Annotated in this window: 15 protein-coding genes and 1 riboswitch; of the genes, 6 read left to right on the plus strand and 9 right to left on the minus strand. The window is 71.2% G+C overall.

The features are described 5' to 3' along the window. The first annotated feature begins 278 nt into the window (after positions 1-278). From MKK88_RS26050 to MKK88_RS26060, 3 genes are all read left to right on the plus strand, one after another. On the plus strand, positions 279-782 hold the full coding sequence (locus MKK88_RS26050; RefSeq protein ID WP_244004984.1) for a DUF3429 domain-containing protein: 504 nt from the start codon (positions 279-281) through the stop codon (positions 780-782). A gap of 321 nt (positions 783-1,103) precedes the next feature. Then, positions 1,104-2,642 (plus strand): histidine--tRNA ligase, encoded by a 1,539-nt coding sequence (gene hisS, locus MKK88_RS26055; protein WP_244004986.1) that lies wholly within the window; start codon positions 1,104-1,106, stop codon positions 2,640-2,642. 68 nt (positions 2,643-2,710) lie between these two features. After that, positions 2,711-2,965, plus strand: coding sequence for a hypothetical protein (locus MKK88_RS26060; RefSeq protein WP_244004987.1), 255 nt, complete (start codon positions 2,711-2,713; stop codon positions 2,963-2,965). A gap of 133 nt (positions 2,966-3,098) precedes the next feature. Here MKK88_RS26060 and MKK88_RS26065 read toward each other — a convergent pair whose 3' ends face one another. Next, positions 3,099-4,382 carry a histidine-type phosphatase gene (locus MKK88_RS26065; protein WP_244004989.1) on the minus strand — a complete coding sequence of 428 codons (1,284 nt, stop codon included), beginning with the start codon at positions 4,380-4,382 and terminating at the stop codon, positions 3,099-3,101. A gap of 265 nt (positions 4,383-4,647) precedes the next feature. After that, positions 4,648-6,195, minus strand: coding sequence for a methyl-accepting chemotaxis protein (locus tag MKK88_RS26070; RefSeq protein WP_244004991.1), 1,548 nt, complete (start codon positions 6,193-6,195; stop codon positions 4,648-4,650). Between the two features lie 304 nt (positions 6,196-6,499). On the opposite strand from MKK88_RS26070, the gene MKK88_RS26075 reads away from it, so the two are divergent. Both MKK88_RS26075 and hisG read left to right on the plus strand, forming a co-directional pair. Beyond that, positions 6,500-7,639, plus strand: coding sequence for an ATP phosphoribosyltransferase regulatory subunit (locus MKK88_RS26075; RefSeq protein ID WP_244004993.1), 1,140 nt, complete (start codon positions 6,500-6,502; stop codon positions 7,637-7,639). Continuing rightward, positions 7,636-8,616, plus strand: coding sequence for an ATP phosphoribosyltransferase (hisG, locus tag MKK88_RS26080; protein ID WP_244004995.1), 981 nt, complete (start codon positions 7,636-7,638; stop codon positions 8,614-8,616). Before MKK88_RS26075 ends, hisG begins: the two co-directional genes overlap by 4 nt. Before the next feature lie 36 nt (positions 8,617-8,652). Here the strand turns inward: hisG and MKK88_RS26085 are convergent, their stop codons facing one another. The 3 genes from MKK88_RS26085 to MKK88_RS26095 all read right to left on the minus strand — a co-directional run bounded on the left by MKK88_RS26085 (position 8,653) and on the right by MKK88_RS26095 (position 10,675). Continuing rightward, complete coding sequence (locus tag MKK88_RS26085; protein WP_244004997.1) at positions 8,653-9,000, minus strand: lysozyme inhibitor LprI family protein; 348 nt, start codon at positions 8,998-9,000, stop codon at positions 8,653-8,655. Positions 9,001-9,084: 84 nt separating this feature from the next. Next, positions 9,085-9,516 (minus strand): protoporphyrinogen oxidase HemJ, encoded by a 432-nt coding sequence (gene hemJ / locus MKK88_RS26090; protein ID WP_244004999.1) that lies wholly within the window; start codon positions 9,514-9,516, stop codon positions 9,085-9,087. A 10-nt stretch (positions 9,517-9,526) separates the two neighbouring features. Then, a complete protein-coding gene (locus MKK88_RS26095; RefSeq protein WP_244005001.1) occupies positions 9,527-10,675 on the minus strand; it encodes a uroporphyrinogen decarboxylase in 1,149 nt (382 codons plus the stop codon). 461 nt (positions 10,676-11,136) lie between these two features. Between MKK88_RS26095 and MKK88_RS26100 the strand changes: the two genes are divergently transcribed. Further along, the gene (locus tag MKK88_RS26100; protein ID WP_091716387.1) at positions 11,137-11,967 is read left to right on the plus strand and encodes a pyruvate, water dikinase regulatory protein; all 831 of its coding nucleotides are present in this window, start codon (positions 11,137-11,139) and stop codon (positions 11,965-11,967) included. A 136-nt stretch (positions 11,968-12,103) separates the two neighbouring features. On the opposite strand, the gene crcB is transcribed toward MKK88_RS26100, so the two are convergent. The 4 genes from crcB to MKK88_RS26120 form a co-directional block, all read right to left on the minus strand. Next, the gene (crcB, locus tag MKK88_RS26105; protein WP_244005003.1) at positions 12,104-12,493 is read right to left on the minus strand and encodes a fluoride efflux transporter CrcB; all 390 of its coding nucleotides are present in this window, start codon (positions 12,491-12,493) and stop codon (positions 12,104-12,106) included. Positions 12,494-12,576: 83 nt separating this feature from the next. Then, positions 12,577-12,649: riboswitch (Fluoride riboswitch) on the minus strand. A 48-nt stretch (positions 12,650-12,697) separates the two neighbouring features. Next, complete coding sequence (locus MKK88_RS26110; protein ID WP_244005005.1) at positions 12,698-13,207, minus strand: hypothetical protein; 510 nt, start codon at positions 13,205-13,207, stop codon at positions 12,698-12,700. Positions 13,208-13,383: 176 nt separating this feature from the next. Then, a complete protein-coding gene (locus tag MKK88_RS26115; protein ID WP_244005007.1) occupies positions 13,384-13,809 on the minus strand; it encodes an EF-hand domain-containing protein in 426 nt (141 codons plus the stop codon). Between the two features lie 113 nt (positions 13,810-13,922). Beyond that, positions 13,923-15,200, minus strand: a complete 1,278-nt coding sequence (locus MKK88_RS26120; RefSeq protein WP_409566715.1) for a hypothetical protein — start codon at positions 15,198-15,200, stop codon at positions 13,923-13,925. Positions 15,201-15,311: the final 111 nt, after the last annotated feature.

Below are 15,311 nucleotides of genomic sequence, written 5' to 3' on the forward strand. Positions count from 1 at the left end.
GGCGAGGGGCCCGAGGATCAGATTGGCGAAACCGTACTGGCAGGACCCTCACGGCTCACGGGCGCGCTGCGGCGCAGACCTTGTGGTGAGGGCCCACCACAGATAACGCGTTTCTCACCCGCACTCAAGAGCCTCGCGAAGGCTCTCGCGGACGGGCCGCGCCGGGGTTAGACACGCCACGCCGCAGACCGTCCCGGAACCGGGTCGAGGTGAGCGTGTTCACCGTCCCGGCGCTGCAGCGCAGCAGATCCTCAACCCGAGAGCCCCGCCCGAACGCCATGCGCGACGACGCCACCGGACGCACCCTCACCACCCACGAGCCGCGCCGGATTCCGTGGCTCGACATCGTGTTCGGCTTCGGCCCGATGGTGCCGATCGCGGCCGGCGCCGCCGCGGCGTGGTGGCTGAACGGCCAGCCGCTCGATTATCTGGTCGCCCTGTTCACCCTGCTCTACGCGGCCTCGATCCTGCTGTTCCTGGCCGGCGTCCACCGGGGCGTCAGCTTCCGGACCGAGGGCGGCCCGCGGCTGTCGCAGATCGTCACCATGCTGGTGCTCTACGCGCTCGGGCTGTTCAGCCTGTGCGCCGCCGTGGTGGGCAAGGCGGTGCCAGGGCTGGCGATGCTGATCCTCGGCTACGCCCTCGTCGGGATCCTCGACCCGATTCAGGCCCGCGCCGGCGAGGTGCCGCTCGCCCATGCCCGCCTGCGCCCGCTCCAGATGCCGATCGCCGTGGTGAGCCTCGCGGCTCTGCTCTGGCTGAAGCTGACGGCGCCGTATTGAGGCTGATCCGAGCAATCGGACCCAGGTTTCGAGTTGGCTGCTGGATCAGCTCAACACCGTTTGACTACAGGCCACAAGCGGTCCCGCGTCTCTCCCTCCGCCTCTGAGGGGGAGGGAGAGACGCGGGTTCGGACCCGATCCGCGAACGTCGTAGTCCTTGCGGGGAGAAGAGCGCGTCCCGGCCCATTGACGGTTCCGCGAACCGAATTCCCCTTTCCCCCGGCATGCTCTAGAGCCCGGACGCAGGATCCCCGCCCGCAGGGGACGCCTCCATCCGATGCCGGATCCGGGCGCTAGCCCGCGAGAAGCGAACGCGTTCACATGTCCAAGCCCGAAACCGCGAAGCCCGATATCCTGAAACCCCGCCTGCCGCGCGGCTTCGTCGACCGGCGCGCCGGTGAGATCGCCGCGCAGCACCGGATGCTGGAGACGATCCGGCGGAGTTTTGAGCTCTACGGCTTCGAGGCCCTGGAGACCCCCTTCGTCGAGTACACCGAGGCGTTGGGCAAGTTCCTGCCCGACCTCGATCGGCCGAATGCGGGCGTGTTCTCGTTTCAGGACGACGACGAGGCGTGGCTCTCGCTGCGCTACGACCTGACCGCGCCGCTCGCCCGGTTCGTGGCCGAGAATTTCGACGCGTTGCCGAAGCCCTATCGCAGCTACCGGGCCGGCTACGTGTTCCGTAACGAGAAGCCGGGGCCGGGCCGGTTCCGCCAGTTCATGCAGTTCGATGCCGACATCGTGGGCGCGGGCAGCATCGCGGCGGATGCCGAGATCTGCATGCTGATGGCCGACACGCTGAACCGGCTCGGGCTCGGCGGGCAGTACGTCGTCAAGGTCAACAACCGCAAGGTGCTCGATGGCGTGATGGAGGCCGCGGGGCTCGCGGGCGCCGACCGGGCCGGCCAGCGGCTGACCGTCCTGCGCGCCATCGACAAGCTCGACCGGCTGGGTGTCGATGGGGTGCGCCAGCTCCTGGGCGCCGGCCGCAAGGACGAGAGCGGCGACTTCACCAAGGGCGCGGGCCTCGACGAGGCGGCGATCGGGCGGATCCTCGCCTACGTGTCGTTCCAGGCCAATGCCGCGGACGGCGCCGACAAGGTGGCGTTCTCGGAAAAGTTCTTTGCCGGCTGGCACGACGCGGTCGGCGAGTCCGAGACCGGCCGGGAGGGTATCGCCGAGCTGCACGCGATCATGCGCCTCTGCGCCGCCGCCGGCTACGGCCACGACGTGATCCGGGCCGATCCGAGCGTGGTGCGCGGCCTCGAATACTATACCGGCCCGGTCTACGAGGCCGAGCTGACGTTTCCCGTCACCAACGAGGACGGCCAGACCGTACGCTTCGGCTCGGTGGCGGGGGGCGGGCGCTACGATGGGCTCGTCGGGCGCTTCCGGGCCGAGCCGGTGCCGGCGGCGGGCTTCTCGATCGGCGTCTCGCGCCTGTTCTCGGCCCTGCAGCTCGTGAACAGCCCGCTGCTTGCCGGCTCCGAAGCGCCTGGGCCGGTGGTGGTGCTGGTTCTCGACCGGGAGAACATGGCCGATTACCAGCGGCTCGTGGCGCTGCTGCGCGCCGACGGCATCCGGGCCGAGCTCTATCTCGGGTCTGCGGGCATGAAGGCGCAGATGAAATATGCCGACCGCCGCCGCGCGCCCGTGGCGATCATCCAGGGCTCGAACGAGCGGCTGGCCGGCGAGGTCCAGATCAAGGACCTGATCGAGGGGGCCCGGGCGGCGGACTCCATCGCCAGCAACGCCGAGTGGAAGGCGGCCCGGCCGGCGCAGTTCTCGTGTCCCGAAGCCGATCTGGTGGCGCAGGTGCGGGCCGTGCTGGCTCGGCATTTCCCATCGACCGCGGGGTGAAACGCGAAGCCTCCGGCGGCGTTGTCCCCGGTCGATGCCGCGACCCTGTCGGCAGGGAGAGTCCGGGGATGCGTGCCGAGACGACGACCAAGTCCCTGATCCTGTCGGCCGGCCTGCTCCTCGCCTGCGCGGTGCCGGCCTCTGCGGCCCGCCCGATCCCCGGCCGGCTGCCGAGCGCCGTGGCCCTGGCCACGCCCGGCACCGGCAGCGCCCCCATCCTCAGCGCCGGCGTCGCCGCGGGTCCCGCGCTCTCCGCCCTGACCCGGCGCAAACCGGGTCGTCGGCCCCGCGGGGCTCGGCTCGGAAGCATCCGTCCGCTCTGACAATTTGGGTTCCCAAGGCCGAGCCCTTGGGCAGGGGTTCGGGGGCGGAGCCCCGTGACCGGACGAAGTCCGGCACCAGGGCTCTGCCCTGGACCCGCGAAAGGTCTCGACCTTTCGAAACCGGGACGCGGCGCTACCGCACGCAGACCGGTGGCAGGGCGGCGCGGACCTTGGTGGCGAACACTTCCAGATCGCAGCCGCCGTCCCGCGCGGGGCAGATCCCGATCGTCAGAGGCAGCGAGACCGGCGGATCGCTGGGCCCGAGCGCCCGGGCCGAGCGCAGCTGATCGAGGGTCTGGGCGAAGAACCGGATCCGGATCGTCCGCATCCCGGTCTCCGGATGGCGCCAGACCTCGAAGGCGAGGGTCGCGCCGGGGGCCGTCGGGTCCGGCTGGCCGGGCAGCGACCAGCCGAGGCCCAGGGCGCCCGACAGGGTCGACAGGGTGGTGTCGTGGCCGGCCAGCACGACCAGACGCGCGCTCGCCCCGAGCGGCGGCACGCCGAGGCCCCGGGGGGCCTCGCCCGTCAGCAGGTCCGCGAGCATCCGCAGCAGTGTCACCCCCCGGAACTGGGCGATCTCGGGGGTCCGGCGCAACAGGTCGGCCGCGCGCCGATGGGCGGCCAGCAGGACCGCGAGGGTCTCGGGCGAGCCCTCGCCCCAAGCGACCTGATCGGCCGGCAGCCCCTCGACATATTCCAGGAGCAGGTTCTCCGACACGGTGGCGGCCAGAGCCAGGGGACCGTCGATCTTCGGACCGGCCGGCTCGGCGGTCAGCGTGCTGGGACCCTCGAGGCAGGCCAACGGAGCCGCCTTGCAGGCCGCAGGACCGAGGATCCGCTTCAGCGCCGCGATGGCCTTCTCGGACGGTTTGTCGGTGACGGCGACCCCGCCCAGGGTCCTGCGCTGGATCGCCGCCAGGGCCTCGGCCGGGTCCAGGGGACAGACGCGCCCGCTGTCGAAGACCGGGTCGAGGGCGCCGACGGGCCCATGACGCGCCACGAGGCCGCAACCCGGCACGATCGCGTCGGCCAGGATCTGGCCGCTCCGGCGGGTGCGGTTCGCGGCACCGTCTGCCCAGACCTGCACGGCGTTCACCGCCGGGCAGCCCGTCTCGGGCAGCAGCTCCGCCTTGGCGTAGACGCTCCGCAGGTAGGCCCCCATGCGCGAGAGGGCCTCGGCGCCGTGCGCCGTCAGTTCGCCCGGCTCGGCCGGGAAGGCCGGCCAGGGCCGGCCCGTCCTGGCCTCCAGCGCGGCCAGCGAGGCGGTCGGCGCCCGCACGCCGTGGCGGGAGACCAACACGACGCGTTCGAGCTTGGGCTCGGCCTGCGCGGGCGCCTGCGCCATGAGGACGGTCATCAGCGCGGCGGCGAGTCCACCCCGCCGCCGTCCGAGGATCTGAAGGACGCGCCGAGCCATCACGGGATCGACTCTACCTTTGCCGGATGATTCGATCATGCGACAATGGATCAGACCCTGCGGCGGACGCAATCCATTCGCCTTTGAAGCCTTAATTACGGCTTTGACGACCAAATTGACTGAATTTTGCGATGGATCAATGAAATTCAGGGTGATTTTGTCGCGTATCTTGTCCGAAAGACACATCGAATAGGCATAGCCCGCATCCCGGATGCTTGAACGGGCGATCGGGACCGGGGTGGATGCTCCAATCCCAGACCCCGCCTCAGGCCGCGTGCAGGCCCGCCAGGAACTGCCCGACCGCGGCGCCGAGCCGCTTCGATTCCTGGGACAGGGCGTTGGCCGAACTCAGCACCCGGGCGGCGGCCGCGCCGGTCTCGTCGGCGGCGCCGGCCAAGCCCACGACATTGTCGGTGACCGCGCTGGTCCGCGCGGCGGCCTCGGAGACGTTGCGCACGATCTCCTGGGTGGCGGCGCCCTGCACCTCGACGGCGGCCGCGATCGAGGTGGCGACCGTGCTGATCTCGCGGATGCGCCCGGCGATCCCGGTGATCGCCCCGGCGGCCTGCCCGGTGGAATCCTGGACCCGGGCGATCTGCTGGCCGATCTCCTCGGTCGCCTTGGCGGTCTGCTCGGCGAGCGCCTTCACCTCGCTCGCCACCACCGCGAAGCCGCGCCCCGCCGCGCCCGCGCGCGCCGCCTCGATCGTGGCGTTGAGCGCCAGCAGGTTCGTCTGCGCGGCGATCTTGGAGATCAGCTCCACCACGTCGCCGATCCGGACAACCGCGGTGCTCAGGTCCTGAACCAGGGCGGCGGTCTCCCCGGATTCCGCGACCGCGGCCTGCGCCAGACCGGTCGAGGCCCGGACCTGCCGGCCGATCTCCAGGACCGAGGTGCCGAGTTGCTCGGCGGCGACCGCGACGGTGCCGACATTGTCGGCGGCTTCCTCGGCCGCCCGGGCGACGCCCCCCGACCGGTCCGAGGCCTGGACCGCATTGGAACTCATGCTCCGGGCGGTGGTCTGGAGCTGTGCGGCCGCCGCCGTCACGGTCTCGATCACTGCGCCGACGCTGCCCTCGAAGGTCTGCGCCAGGGCCTGCATCGCCGTCCGGCGCTGCGTCTCGACGTCGGCCCGGGCCAGCGCGGTCTCGGCCTCCAGGGCCCGGTTGCGCTCCAGGCTCGCCCGGAAGCCCAAAGCCGCCCGGGCGATGTCGGCGATCTCGTCGTGCCGATCCGTGTGGGGGACCGTCACGGCGGTGTTGCCGGCGGCCAGTTCCGACATGGCGGCGGCGACCCGCAGGGCGCGGCGGGCGATGTCGCCGGCCAGCCACCCCATCAGGGCGAGCGCCAGGACCGCGCCGAAGCCGGTCCCGAGCAGGATCAGGGTCAGCGTCGCCGCGCTGGTGTCGCGCACCTGCCCGGCCGCCTCCTGCGCCCTGTGGCTGTAGCCGGTCTTCAGCGTGTCGAGACGTGTCCAGGCCTCGTCGTAGAGCGTGTTGGCGGGGCCGTTGAAGGCGACCCGCCCGCCGGCGGCGTCGCCCGCGGCCACCTGGGTGAAGGCGGCCGTCTGCGCGTTCAGATAGGCCTGCCAGCGTTCGGTGAAGGCCGCGAACGCCGCCGCGGTCCCGGGCTCGGCCGGCAGGGCCGCGAAGGCACGGATCAGGTCCTGCATCGCGCCGATGCGGGCCGCGTTGCGCTCCCGGGCGCGGGTATGGGCCGACGGTTCCGTCTCGTCGATCACCCGGGTGGCGCCCAGGCGCACGCGGGTCATGGTGGCGCGCAGATCGCCGAGCAGATCGACCGCCGGCAGCAACCGGTCGCCGATCCGCTCCGTGACGGCCGCGCTCTGCTGGATCCGCAGGGCGGCCTAGCCGCCGACCGCGATCACGATGGTGCCGATCAACCCCGCGAGAACGAGGAATTGGGTCCGAAGGCGAAGGGGCAGATGCACGGAGAGGCCGGGATATGTCGGAGTCCTTCCCAAAGCCCTGTCGGCGCGACGTTACCGTTCCGTGAAGCGACACGATCTCTGCGCAATCCCGCGCGCCGTGCCTTCCGTCGGGGCGTGTCGCCAAGCCCGGCCGCGGTTGCTACAGAGCGCCCGCGAGGTGGATACGATGACACGACCGGAGGCAGGCGAGACGGGGGCGGGGGATGCGGCGCGCGCGCGGCTCTCCGCCCATCTGAATGCGGCGGGCTATCGGCCGGTGACCCCACCGGTGCTGCAACCGCTGGAGCCGTTCCTGGAACTCTCGGGCGAGGATATCCGCCGCCGGATCTTCGTGACCCAGGATGCGGGCGGGGCCGAGCTGTGCCTGCGGCCGGAATTCACGATCCCCGTCTGCCGCCTGCACCGGTCGCAAGCCGACGGGCAGGCCGCCGATTACAGCTATTGCGGCCCGGTCTTCCGGCTGGCCGCCGACGAGCCCGACGAGTTCTTCCAGGCCGGGATCGAGTCGATCGGGCGCACCGACACGCCGGCCGCGGATGCCGAGGTGCTGGGCCTCGCCCTCGAAGGTCTCGCGCTGTTCGGCCGGTCCGACCCGGCGGTGCGGCTCGGCGACATGGGGCTGACCGTGGCGCTCCTCGACGGGCTCGCGGTCCCGCCCGCCGCCAAGCGCCGGACGCTCCGGGCGCTCGCCGCCGGCCGCTCCCTCGACGCCGTGACCAACGGCGCCGGCGCGCGGCCCGAGGATCCGCATGCCGGCCTGCTGGCGGCGATCCAGGGCCAGGACCCGCGAGGCGTCCGCGCCTTCGTGGAGGACGTGCTGGCGATCGCCGGGATCTCGGCGGTGGGCGGGCGCAGCGCGGGCGAGATCGCCGAGCGCTTCCTCGCCAAGGCGGCCGCCCAGGCCCATGGCGGCGCCGGACTCAACGCCGAGAATCGCGCCGTGCTCGACCGCTACCGCGCCATCGCGGGCCATCCGGACGCGGCGGCGCGCGACCTGCGGGCGCTGGTCACTGAGGCGAACATCCGCCACGACGCCCTCTCGGCCGCCCTCGACCTGTTCGAGGAGCGCACCGGCTTCATCGCGGCCCGCGGCCTGCCGATCGAGCGGTTCCGCTTCCAGGGCGGCTTCGCCCGCAACCTCGACTACTACACCGGCTTCATCTTCGAGGTGGCCGAACCCGACGGTCCGATCCTGGTCGGCGGCGGCCGCTACGACGGGCTGCTCGGCCATCTCGGCAGCCCGGTTCCTCTGCCCGCCGTGGGCTGCACCTTCTGGATCGAGCGCGTGGCGGGAGCCGGACAATGAGCGCTTCGGAACCCCTGATCCTCGCCGTCCCGTCCAAGGGGCGGCTTCAGGAGAACGCCAACGCGTTCTTCGGCCGGGCCGGGCTGAAGCTCGCGCAGGGTGCGGGCGCCCGCGACTACCGGGGCAAGCTCCTGGGCGTGCCGGATGTCGAGGTGCGCTACCTCTCGGCCTCCGAGATCGCCGCGCAGCTCGCCTCCGGGGCCGCCCATCTCGGCGTCACCGGCGAGGATCTGATCCGCGAGACCCTGCCGGACGTGCGCGGCCAGGTGGAGCTGCTGACGCCGCTCGGCTTCGGCAACGCCACCGTGGTGGTGGCGGTGCCCCAGGCCTGGATCGACGTGCGCGACATGTCGGATCTCGACGAGGTCGCGGCCGGGATGCGCGCCCGCCACGGCCGCCGCCTGCGGGTCGCCACCAAATACGTGAACCTGACCCGCCGGTTCTTCGCCGAGAAGGGCGTGGCCGATTACCGGATCGTGGAGAGCCTCGGCGCCACCGAGGGGGCACCGGCCGCGGGCTCGGCCGAGATCGTGGTCGACATCACCACCACGGGGGCGACGCTCTCCGCCAACGCCCTGAAGATCCTGGAGGACGGGGTCATCCTGCGCTCGGAGGCAAATCTCGTGGCGTCCCTGAAGGCGCCCTGGGGCGAAGGCCAGCGGGCGGCCCTGCGCACCGTGCTCGGCCGGATCGCCGCCGAGGAGCGCGCCCGCACCACCCGGGAGGTACGCGCCGCCCTGCCGGAGAGCGGCACGATCGACCTCGCCACCCTGGCGGGCCTGCACGAGGCGGAACTGCCCTACGGCGCCCCGCGGGGACCCGAGGGCGAGATCGTGCTGCGCTGCCCGGAGGGCGCGGTGTTCGAGCTGGCCGGCGCGCTGGTCGAGGCCGGGGCGCGGGCCGTGACGGTGCGGCGGGTGGATTATGCCTTCGCGGCCGAGAACCCCCTGGCGGAGCGGCTGCTGGCGCGGTTGTGAGAGGGTTTTTGGCGGTTTGCTGCGGGAACCGAGCGGTTATTGCGGCCCCTGCTTGGCGAACTCTGACAGCACCGCGCGGAGCACCTTCAGTCGCGCATCGTAGACCCCGGTGAGGCAGGCGACGTCGCCGCCGCAGGTCCGGCGCTCCTTGAGCCACGCCTCCTGATCCTCGCGCAGCTTCGTCTGCCCGCCCATCGGCAGGACCGCCTTCAGGATCTCGAACCGGGTCGCCATCTCGACGTCCCGGTCGTTGAGGGGGAGATGCGCGCAGATCGCCGTCTCGTCGGGCGCCTCGGCCTTGTCGCAGGGGAAGCTCGCCGCGTGGGCGGACGGGCTGAACGCCAGGAGGGCTAGGGCCAGGGCGGTGGAAAGTCGGTTCGCCATGGGCTCAGAACGAGCCGCCCCGCGAAAAGCTCCCAGGGCCGCACCGGCGTGGTGAATCCGGCCCGGGATCACAGGATCCCCGGATCAGAGGCCCGGCTTGACGATCGCCAGGATGACGATGCCGATCATCAGGAGCGTCGGCACCTCGTTGAGGATCCGGTAGAACCGGGGCGCGCGGGTGTTCCGGTCGGCGGCGAAATCCTTGACCATCCGGGCGAGCCAGCCGTGGATGCCTGACATCGCCAGGACCAGCGCGAACTTCGCCTGAAGCCAGGGGGCCGCGTAGTAGCCGCTCATCCAGGCCAGCGTCAGCCCGAACAGCCAGGTGGCGATCATGGCCGGGGTCATGATCGCCTTGAGCAGGCGGCGCTCCATCACCTTGAAGGTCGCCGACTGCACCTCCGAGCCCGCCGGCAGACCGGCGTGGTAGACGAACAGCCGCGGCAGGTAGAGCATGCCCGCCATCCAGGCGATCAGGCTGATGACGTGGAGGGCCTTGATCCAGTCGTACAGCACGCGCTCGGCCTCAGCCCTGCCCGCGCAGCCGCGCGAGCATCCGCTCGACATGGGCGACCGGCGTCTGCGGCGTGATGCCGTGGCCGAGGTTGAAGATGTGCGGCAGGCCTGACGTCGCCGCCAGCACGGCGTCGACCGCCGCGTCAAGGGCCGGGCCGCCCTCGATCAGCGTGTCGGGATGCAGGTTGCCCTGCGTCACCATGGTGGCCGGCACCCGGCCGCGCAGGGCCTTCAGGTCCACGCCCCAATCGACCCCGACGGCGTCGGCACCGGTCTCGGGCACCACCCGGGCATGGCCGTCGAGCCCCGAGCCCCGGGCGAACACGATGATCTTCGCCCCCGGCACCCGGGCGCGGACGCCCGCGATCATCCGGGCGATGGGTTGCAGCGACCAGCGGGTAAGGGCGTCGGCGGCGGGTCCATCGGGCAGGGCGCTCTCGGCGACGTCGCCCACCGGCTCGACCACCCCGCCGGAGGCCGGCGCGGTTATAGGCATGGCCTGCGGCAGGGTGCCGGCATGGGATTCGAAGATCTGCACCGCATCGGCACCGGCCTCGAGCTGGCGCACGAGGTAGTCGGTCTGCACCGTGACAAGCCGGTCGATCAGGGTATCGACCAGGGCCGTGTCGCCCTCGGCCAAGGCCCGTGCGGGGGCGAGATCCGGCGTGCCGCGGCCGCCGATCATGTAGCTCGCCACCGTCCAGGGGGCGCCGCAGAAGCCGAGCAGCGTGGTCTCGCCGGGTAGTTCGGAGCGCAGCCGCTTCACCGTCTCGAAGACCGGCGCGAGATGGTCCATCACCGCCGGGTCACCGGCCTCGCGCAGGCGTGAAAACGCCTCCCGCCCGTCGAGCGGGTCGAGGCGCGGCCCCTCGCCCTCCACGAAGCGCACGTCCTGGCCGAGCGCGTGGGGGATGACGAGGATGTCCGAAAACAAAATCGCCGCGTCGAAGCCGAAGCGCCGGATCGGCTGGAGCGTCACCTCGACGGCGAAATCCGGGCTGTAGCAGAGGTCGAGGAACGAGCCGGCCTCGGCCCGGGTCGCCCGATATTCCGGCAGATAGCGGCCGGCCTGGCGCATCATCCAGGCGGGGGGCGGCCCGATGGCCTCTCCCTCGAGGACACGCAGGACCTTGCGCTCCCCCTTCGGCGTCCCCGTCATCTGCGCTCCACCCCGTTTGCCCCACCCCGCATGCCCGTCGGCGCGCCTCCTGTCGAGTCGAGGCACGCCGATCCCCACACAGGCCCCTTCGAAAAGAAAAGAGAGATTCTAGGACTCTGTTTTTTCTATTGGGGGCCTGAGATTCGGGGTCGCAAACGGGTCCACAGGCCATCCCCGCCGCCGCGCCGTTAACGAGGCTTTAAAGGATTTGCTCCAAGTTGCGAGAACCGGACGGTCCGTCAGCGGCTTGGCAACGCCGAGTTCTGTTCGCACCCCGATTGCGTCCCGGATTCTCCCACGGGCCCGGATTCCGCCTGGCCGGATCAACGGCCTGTGAACGGCGGAGTCGATAACCGAACATCGCCTGACGCTGGACCGGCCCGACGGGGCATCCTATCCACACTCATCGACTCCCCTGGCGGCCGGCGGTGGACAACCTGGGCCTCGCGAAAGGCGTCCGGATGGGCCGCAGCTACTTCCACCTCCACCTCGTCTCCGACTCGACCGGCGAGACGCTGATCAATGTCGGCCGGGCGGCCGCCGCCCAGTACGAGGGCGTCTCGGCGATCGAGCACGTCTATCCCCTCGTGCGCTCGGCCGCGCAGCTCGACCGGGTGATCTCGGAGATCCGGGCGGCACCGGGCCTCGTGCTCTACACCCTGGTGGGCGGGGATCTCGGCGAGCGGCTGGAGGAGGTTGCCCGCGAGACCGGATCCCCCTGCCTGTCGGTGCTGCGACCGGTCCACGACCTGCTGCGCGCCTATCTCGGCGCCGAGACCACGGCCCGGCCCGGCGCCCAGCACATGCTGAACGCGGAGTACTTTAAGCGCATCGACGCCATGAACTTCACGCTGGCCCACGACGACGGCAACCTGCCGGAGGATCTGGAGGAGGCCGACGTGATCCTGCTGGGCGTCAGCCGGACCTCGAAGACGCCGACCTCGATCTACCTTGCCAACCGCGGCCTCAAGACCACGAACCTTCCGCTGGTGCCCGGCATGCCGCTGCCACCGGCGATCGAGCGCGCCCGCAAGCCCCTGGTGGTCGGCCTGTTCGCCTCGCCGGAGCGGATCGTGCAGATCCGGCAGAACCGGCTGTCCAGCCTCAACGCCGACGAATCCTCGCTCTACGTCGACCGCTCGGCGGTCGCCGACGAGATCACGATGTCGCGCCGGCTGTTCACCAAGAACCGCTGGCCGACGATCGACGTGACCCGCCGCTCGATCGAGGAGACCGCGGCCGCGATCGTCGACCTCTATCGCGATCACCGCCTGAAATTCATCGCGGACTGAGTCCGGGGTTCCCAAAGGGCTCAGCCCTTTGGCGGGGTCCAGGGGCGGCGCCCCTGAGGCACCGGGCGAAGCCCGGCAGCAGGGCTCTGCCCTGCACCCGCAAAAGATCGAAGACCTTTTGAAACCGGGACTTTTTTCAGCTGCCGCTCAGGACCGCCCGGACCAGGGCGAGGCCCGCCAGCAGGCCCACGAGGCCGGTCGCGACCGAGGCCAGCACGTAGAGGGCGGCCATGCCGGTCTCACCGCGCTCGTACAGGCTGATCGCGTCGAGCGAGAAGGTCGAGAAGGTGGTGAAACCACCGAGCATCCCGGTGGTCAGGAACAGCCGCGCCGGATGGCCCGCCGCGCCGCGCAGCGCGAACCCCTCCGCGAGCACGCCCATCAGGAACGAGCCCAGCACGTTGATGATCAGCGTGGCCAGGGGAAAGCCGAGGCCCGGCAGGAGCCGGCTGACCGCGACGTTGATGCCGTGGCGGGCCCCGCCGCCGAGCCCGGCCCCGAGGATGACGATGAGGGTGTTGATCATGCCTGCCCTTCCTGTTCGGTCGGGCGGCGTCGCGCGTCGCGGCTTCGGCGCACGGCCCCACCGCGGACGGCGGAACGCGCGCCCGTGCGGTAGGAGCCATCAGCCCGGCTTGATGAGGCCGGGCGGTTGTCGGGGAGCTCCATCCCCATCGGCGACAGGCTTAGCGCAGGATCGCCGACAGGGGAATCCGGTTTTCCGGTCTCGTCAGCGGGCGAAGGCGAAGTGGCTGCGCTGCGCGATCTGGGCGGCGTAGAAATCCTCCACCACTTCGCGGACCACCTCGGCCAGCTCGTCGCCCCGGTGCTCGTCGAGCTGGATGTCGCTGCCGACCGTCCGGCCGCTGGCGCAGCGCCCCGCGCCCGGCATGAGGCGCTCGTTGTAGCGCTGGTTCAGGCCCGAGACCGAGATGAAGTTGCTGCCGCCGAGTTCCGGCCCGTACGTGATCTTGATCTTCTGCTCGGCTTCGGTCCCGCGCAGCTGCGCGCACAGGCTGATGAAGTTGTCCTGATCGATCCTGGCTTCCAGGCCCGTGATGCTGCCGTGGACGTTGTCCTCCTCGTTGAGCACCTCGGCCATCAGGTTGAGGACGCCCACCACCGGCTGCAGTGCCCGCGTGCCCTCTTCCAGAAGCTTCTGGCGGAACTCGTTGCTCCTGGCATCGGCTTCCTGCAGCCGCGCGCGGAACCTGTCTTTGACGTCGATCGCGCGTGGCATCGCGCTCCTCCCTGTTGGTTCATCCGGTTCTTGTTCGACCGGATACTGCAAACCTATGGAGCTCGCTCAGATGACGCAAGATCGTGCAAAATATTGATGCCTGCTCAGATCTTGAGCCATTGCACAGAAATAGTCCTTGCCCAGGAACTGTGCAATGGCCGTCGATCAGGCCGGTCTCACTTGAGGAGCTGCAGCAGGCTCCGGCCGGCGGGGGTCTTGAGTTCCTTGGCGTCGAGCTTGCCGTCGCCATCCGGATCGGCCGCCTTGAAGCGCTGCTCGACCAAAGCGAGGTATTCCTTGCGGTCGAGGGTACCGTCGGAATCGGGATCGGCGGTCTTGAGGTCCTTCTTGCTGAGCCGGCCCTTCAGCTCCTTGGCGTCGACGGTGCCGTCTTTGTCCTTCTCGGCGCCGTCGAAGACCTTGCCGGCGGCGGCCTGCGCCTCGGCGAGGTCGATGGTGCCGTCCTTGTCGGTGTCGACCATCTTCAGCGTGCGCTCGGTGCCAGCAGACCGGGCGGAGGCTGCGGTCGGAAGCGCGGCTGGCAGGACCAGGGCGGCGCTGAGCGCCGCGGCGAGAACGGGTCGGGTCAGGATCGTGGGCATGTCGGGAAAGTCTCCGGTGGCGATCGGCGCCGGCGACCCAAATCATAGCCGCGCGGGCTGTTCCCGGGCCACCCTTCACAAGGCGAGGATCGGAGTTCCCCCTGCAGCCGCGCTTACCGGGCCGGTCCGTCGAGGGGCGCCAGCCGGTCCGGGCCGGGCGCCGCGGCGACCGGTTGGGCGCGCGACAGGGCACGGGCCAGGACCGGCAGATCGGGCGCGGCCGCCCCCGAGGCGCCGAACACAGACCGGTCGAGATCCGCGAAGGCCGCCGCAAGGTCGGGCCGCGCCCGCCAGATCCGGGCGAGTTCCGGTGCCTCGCGCATCGCCGCGTCGAGGGCGGCGCGGAACCCGGCCGGGTCACCGGCGCGGGCCGCCGCCTGCAGGCGACGCCGGGTCGGCCCGGACAGGCGCAGCGTCGGCCGGCCGAGGCCGAAGCCGATCAGCGCCAGCCCGAGCCCGAAGGCGGCCAGCGCCGCGGCCGCCACCGTGAGCGGGGCGGGGATCGGCGGGGGCGCCCGGTCGGTCTCGCGATCGGGCAGGCCGCCGCCGATCTGCCGGGCCGGGATCTCGGTCTCGCGCATCGTGCGGGTGTTCGTGTCGAACCAGGGGATCGCGATCGCGTCGAGGGGGATGATCTCCGGCACGCCGGGTTTCACGTCCCACTGGTAGGTGGCCCGCGCCACGGGGCCCGAGGGCGTCAGCAGGGTCTCGCGGGTGACGGGACCCGCGAAGGTGATGATCCCGCGGGTGCGCATCACCGGCCGGGGCGGCAGGCCCTCGGCGACCATGCCCTGCGCCTCCAGGGTGACGATCCGGCGGGCGGTCTCGCCGACCTTGATGGTCTCGGGGTCGGGGCTCCAGGAATCGGTGATCGCCACGTCCTTGGCGGGCAGCCACCAGGGCTCCTTGGCATCCGGGCCGCCGGTCGGGGCGGTCCATTGCGCCACCGGGAACGGGATGGGTTGCGAGCGCACCTCGACCACCCGGCGCTCGCCGACGTCGTTGACGGTCAGCTTGTGGGTGAACGGCTCGATGGTGAACTGGCCGGCATGATGCGGGAAGATCGCCACGGTGCGGTCGAACGCGATGGCACTCTGGCCGTCGGGGAGCTTGGCCTTGCTCCAATGGTCGCGGCCGAGCTGCGTCCAGGAGAAGTTGGCGAGCGAGGGCTGCACCACCTCCTCCAGCAGGATCGGCTGCTTGTAGACCCCGTGGATCTTCAACAGCACCATCTCGCGGGGGAAGGGGGCGCTGTTGCCGTTCAGCTCGGCGGTGACCGTGAGGGTGAGGTCGCCGGGCTCGATCTCGGCGCGGGCGGGGAGGGGGGAGAGGGCGAGGAGCAGGGCGAGGGGCCATGCGCGCGTCTCCCTCCAATGCGCAGGGGCTCCGATGCTCGCAGGTCGTTGGCCATAGGGCTCTCTCCTCCCCCTTGCGGGGAGGAGTTGGAGGTGGGGGTGGTGCAGGATCGCGCGCAGCGGTGCCTCGTGCACCACCCCTGACCC

This window comes from Methylobacterium sp. E-005 (genome assembly GCF_022829725.1).
Taxonomy (GTDB): Bacteria; Pseudomonadota; Alphaproteobacteria; order Rhizobiales; family Beijerinckiaceae; genus Methylobacterium.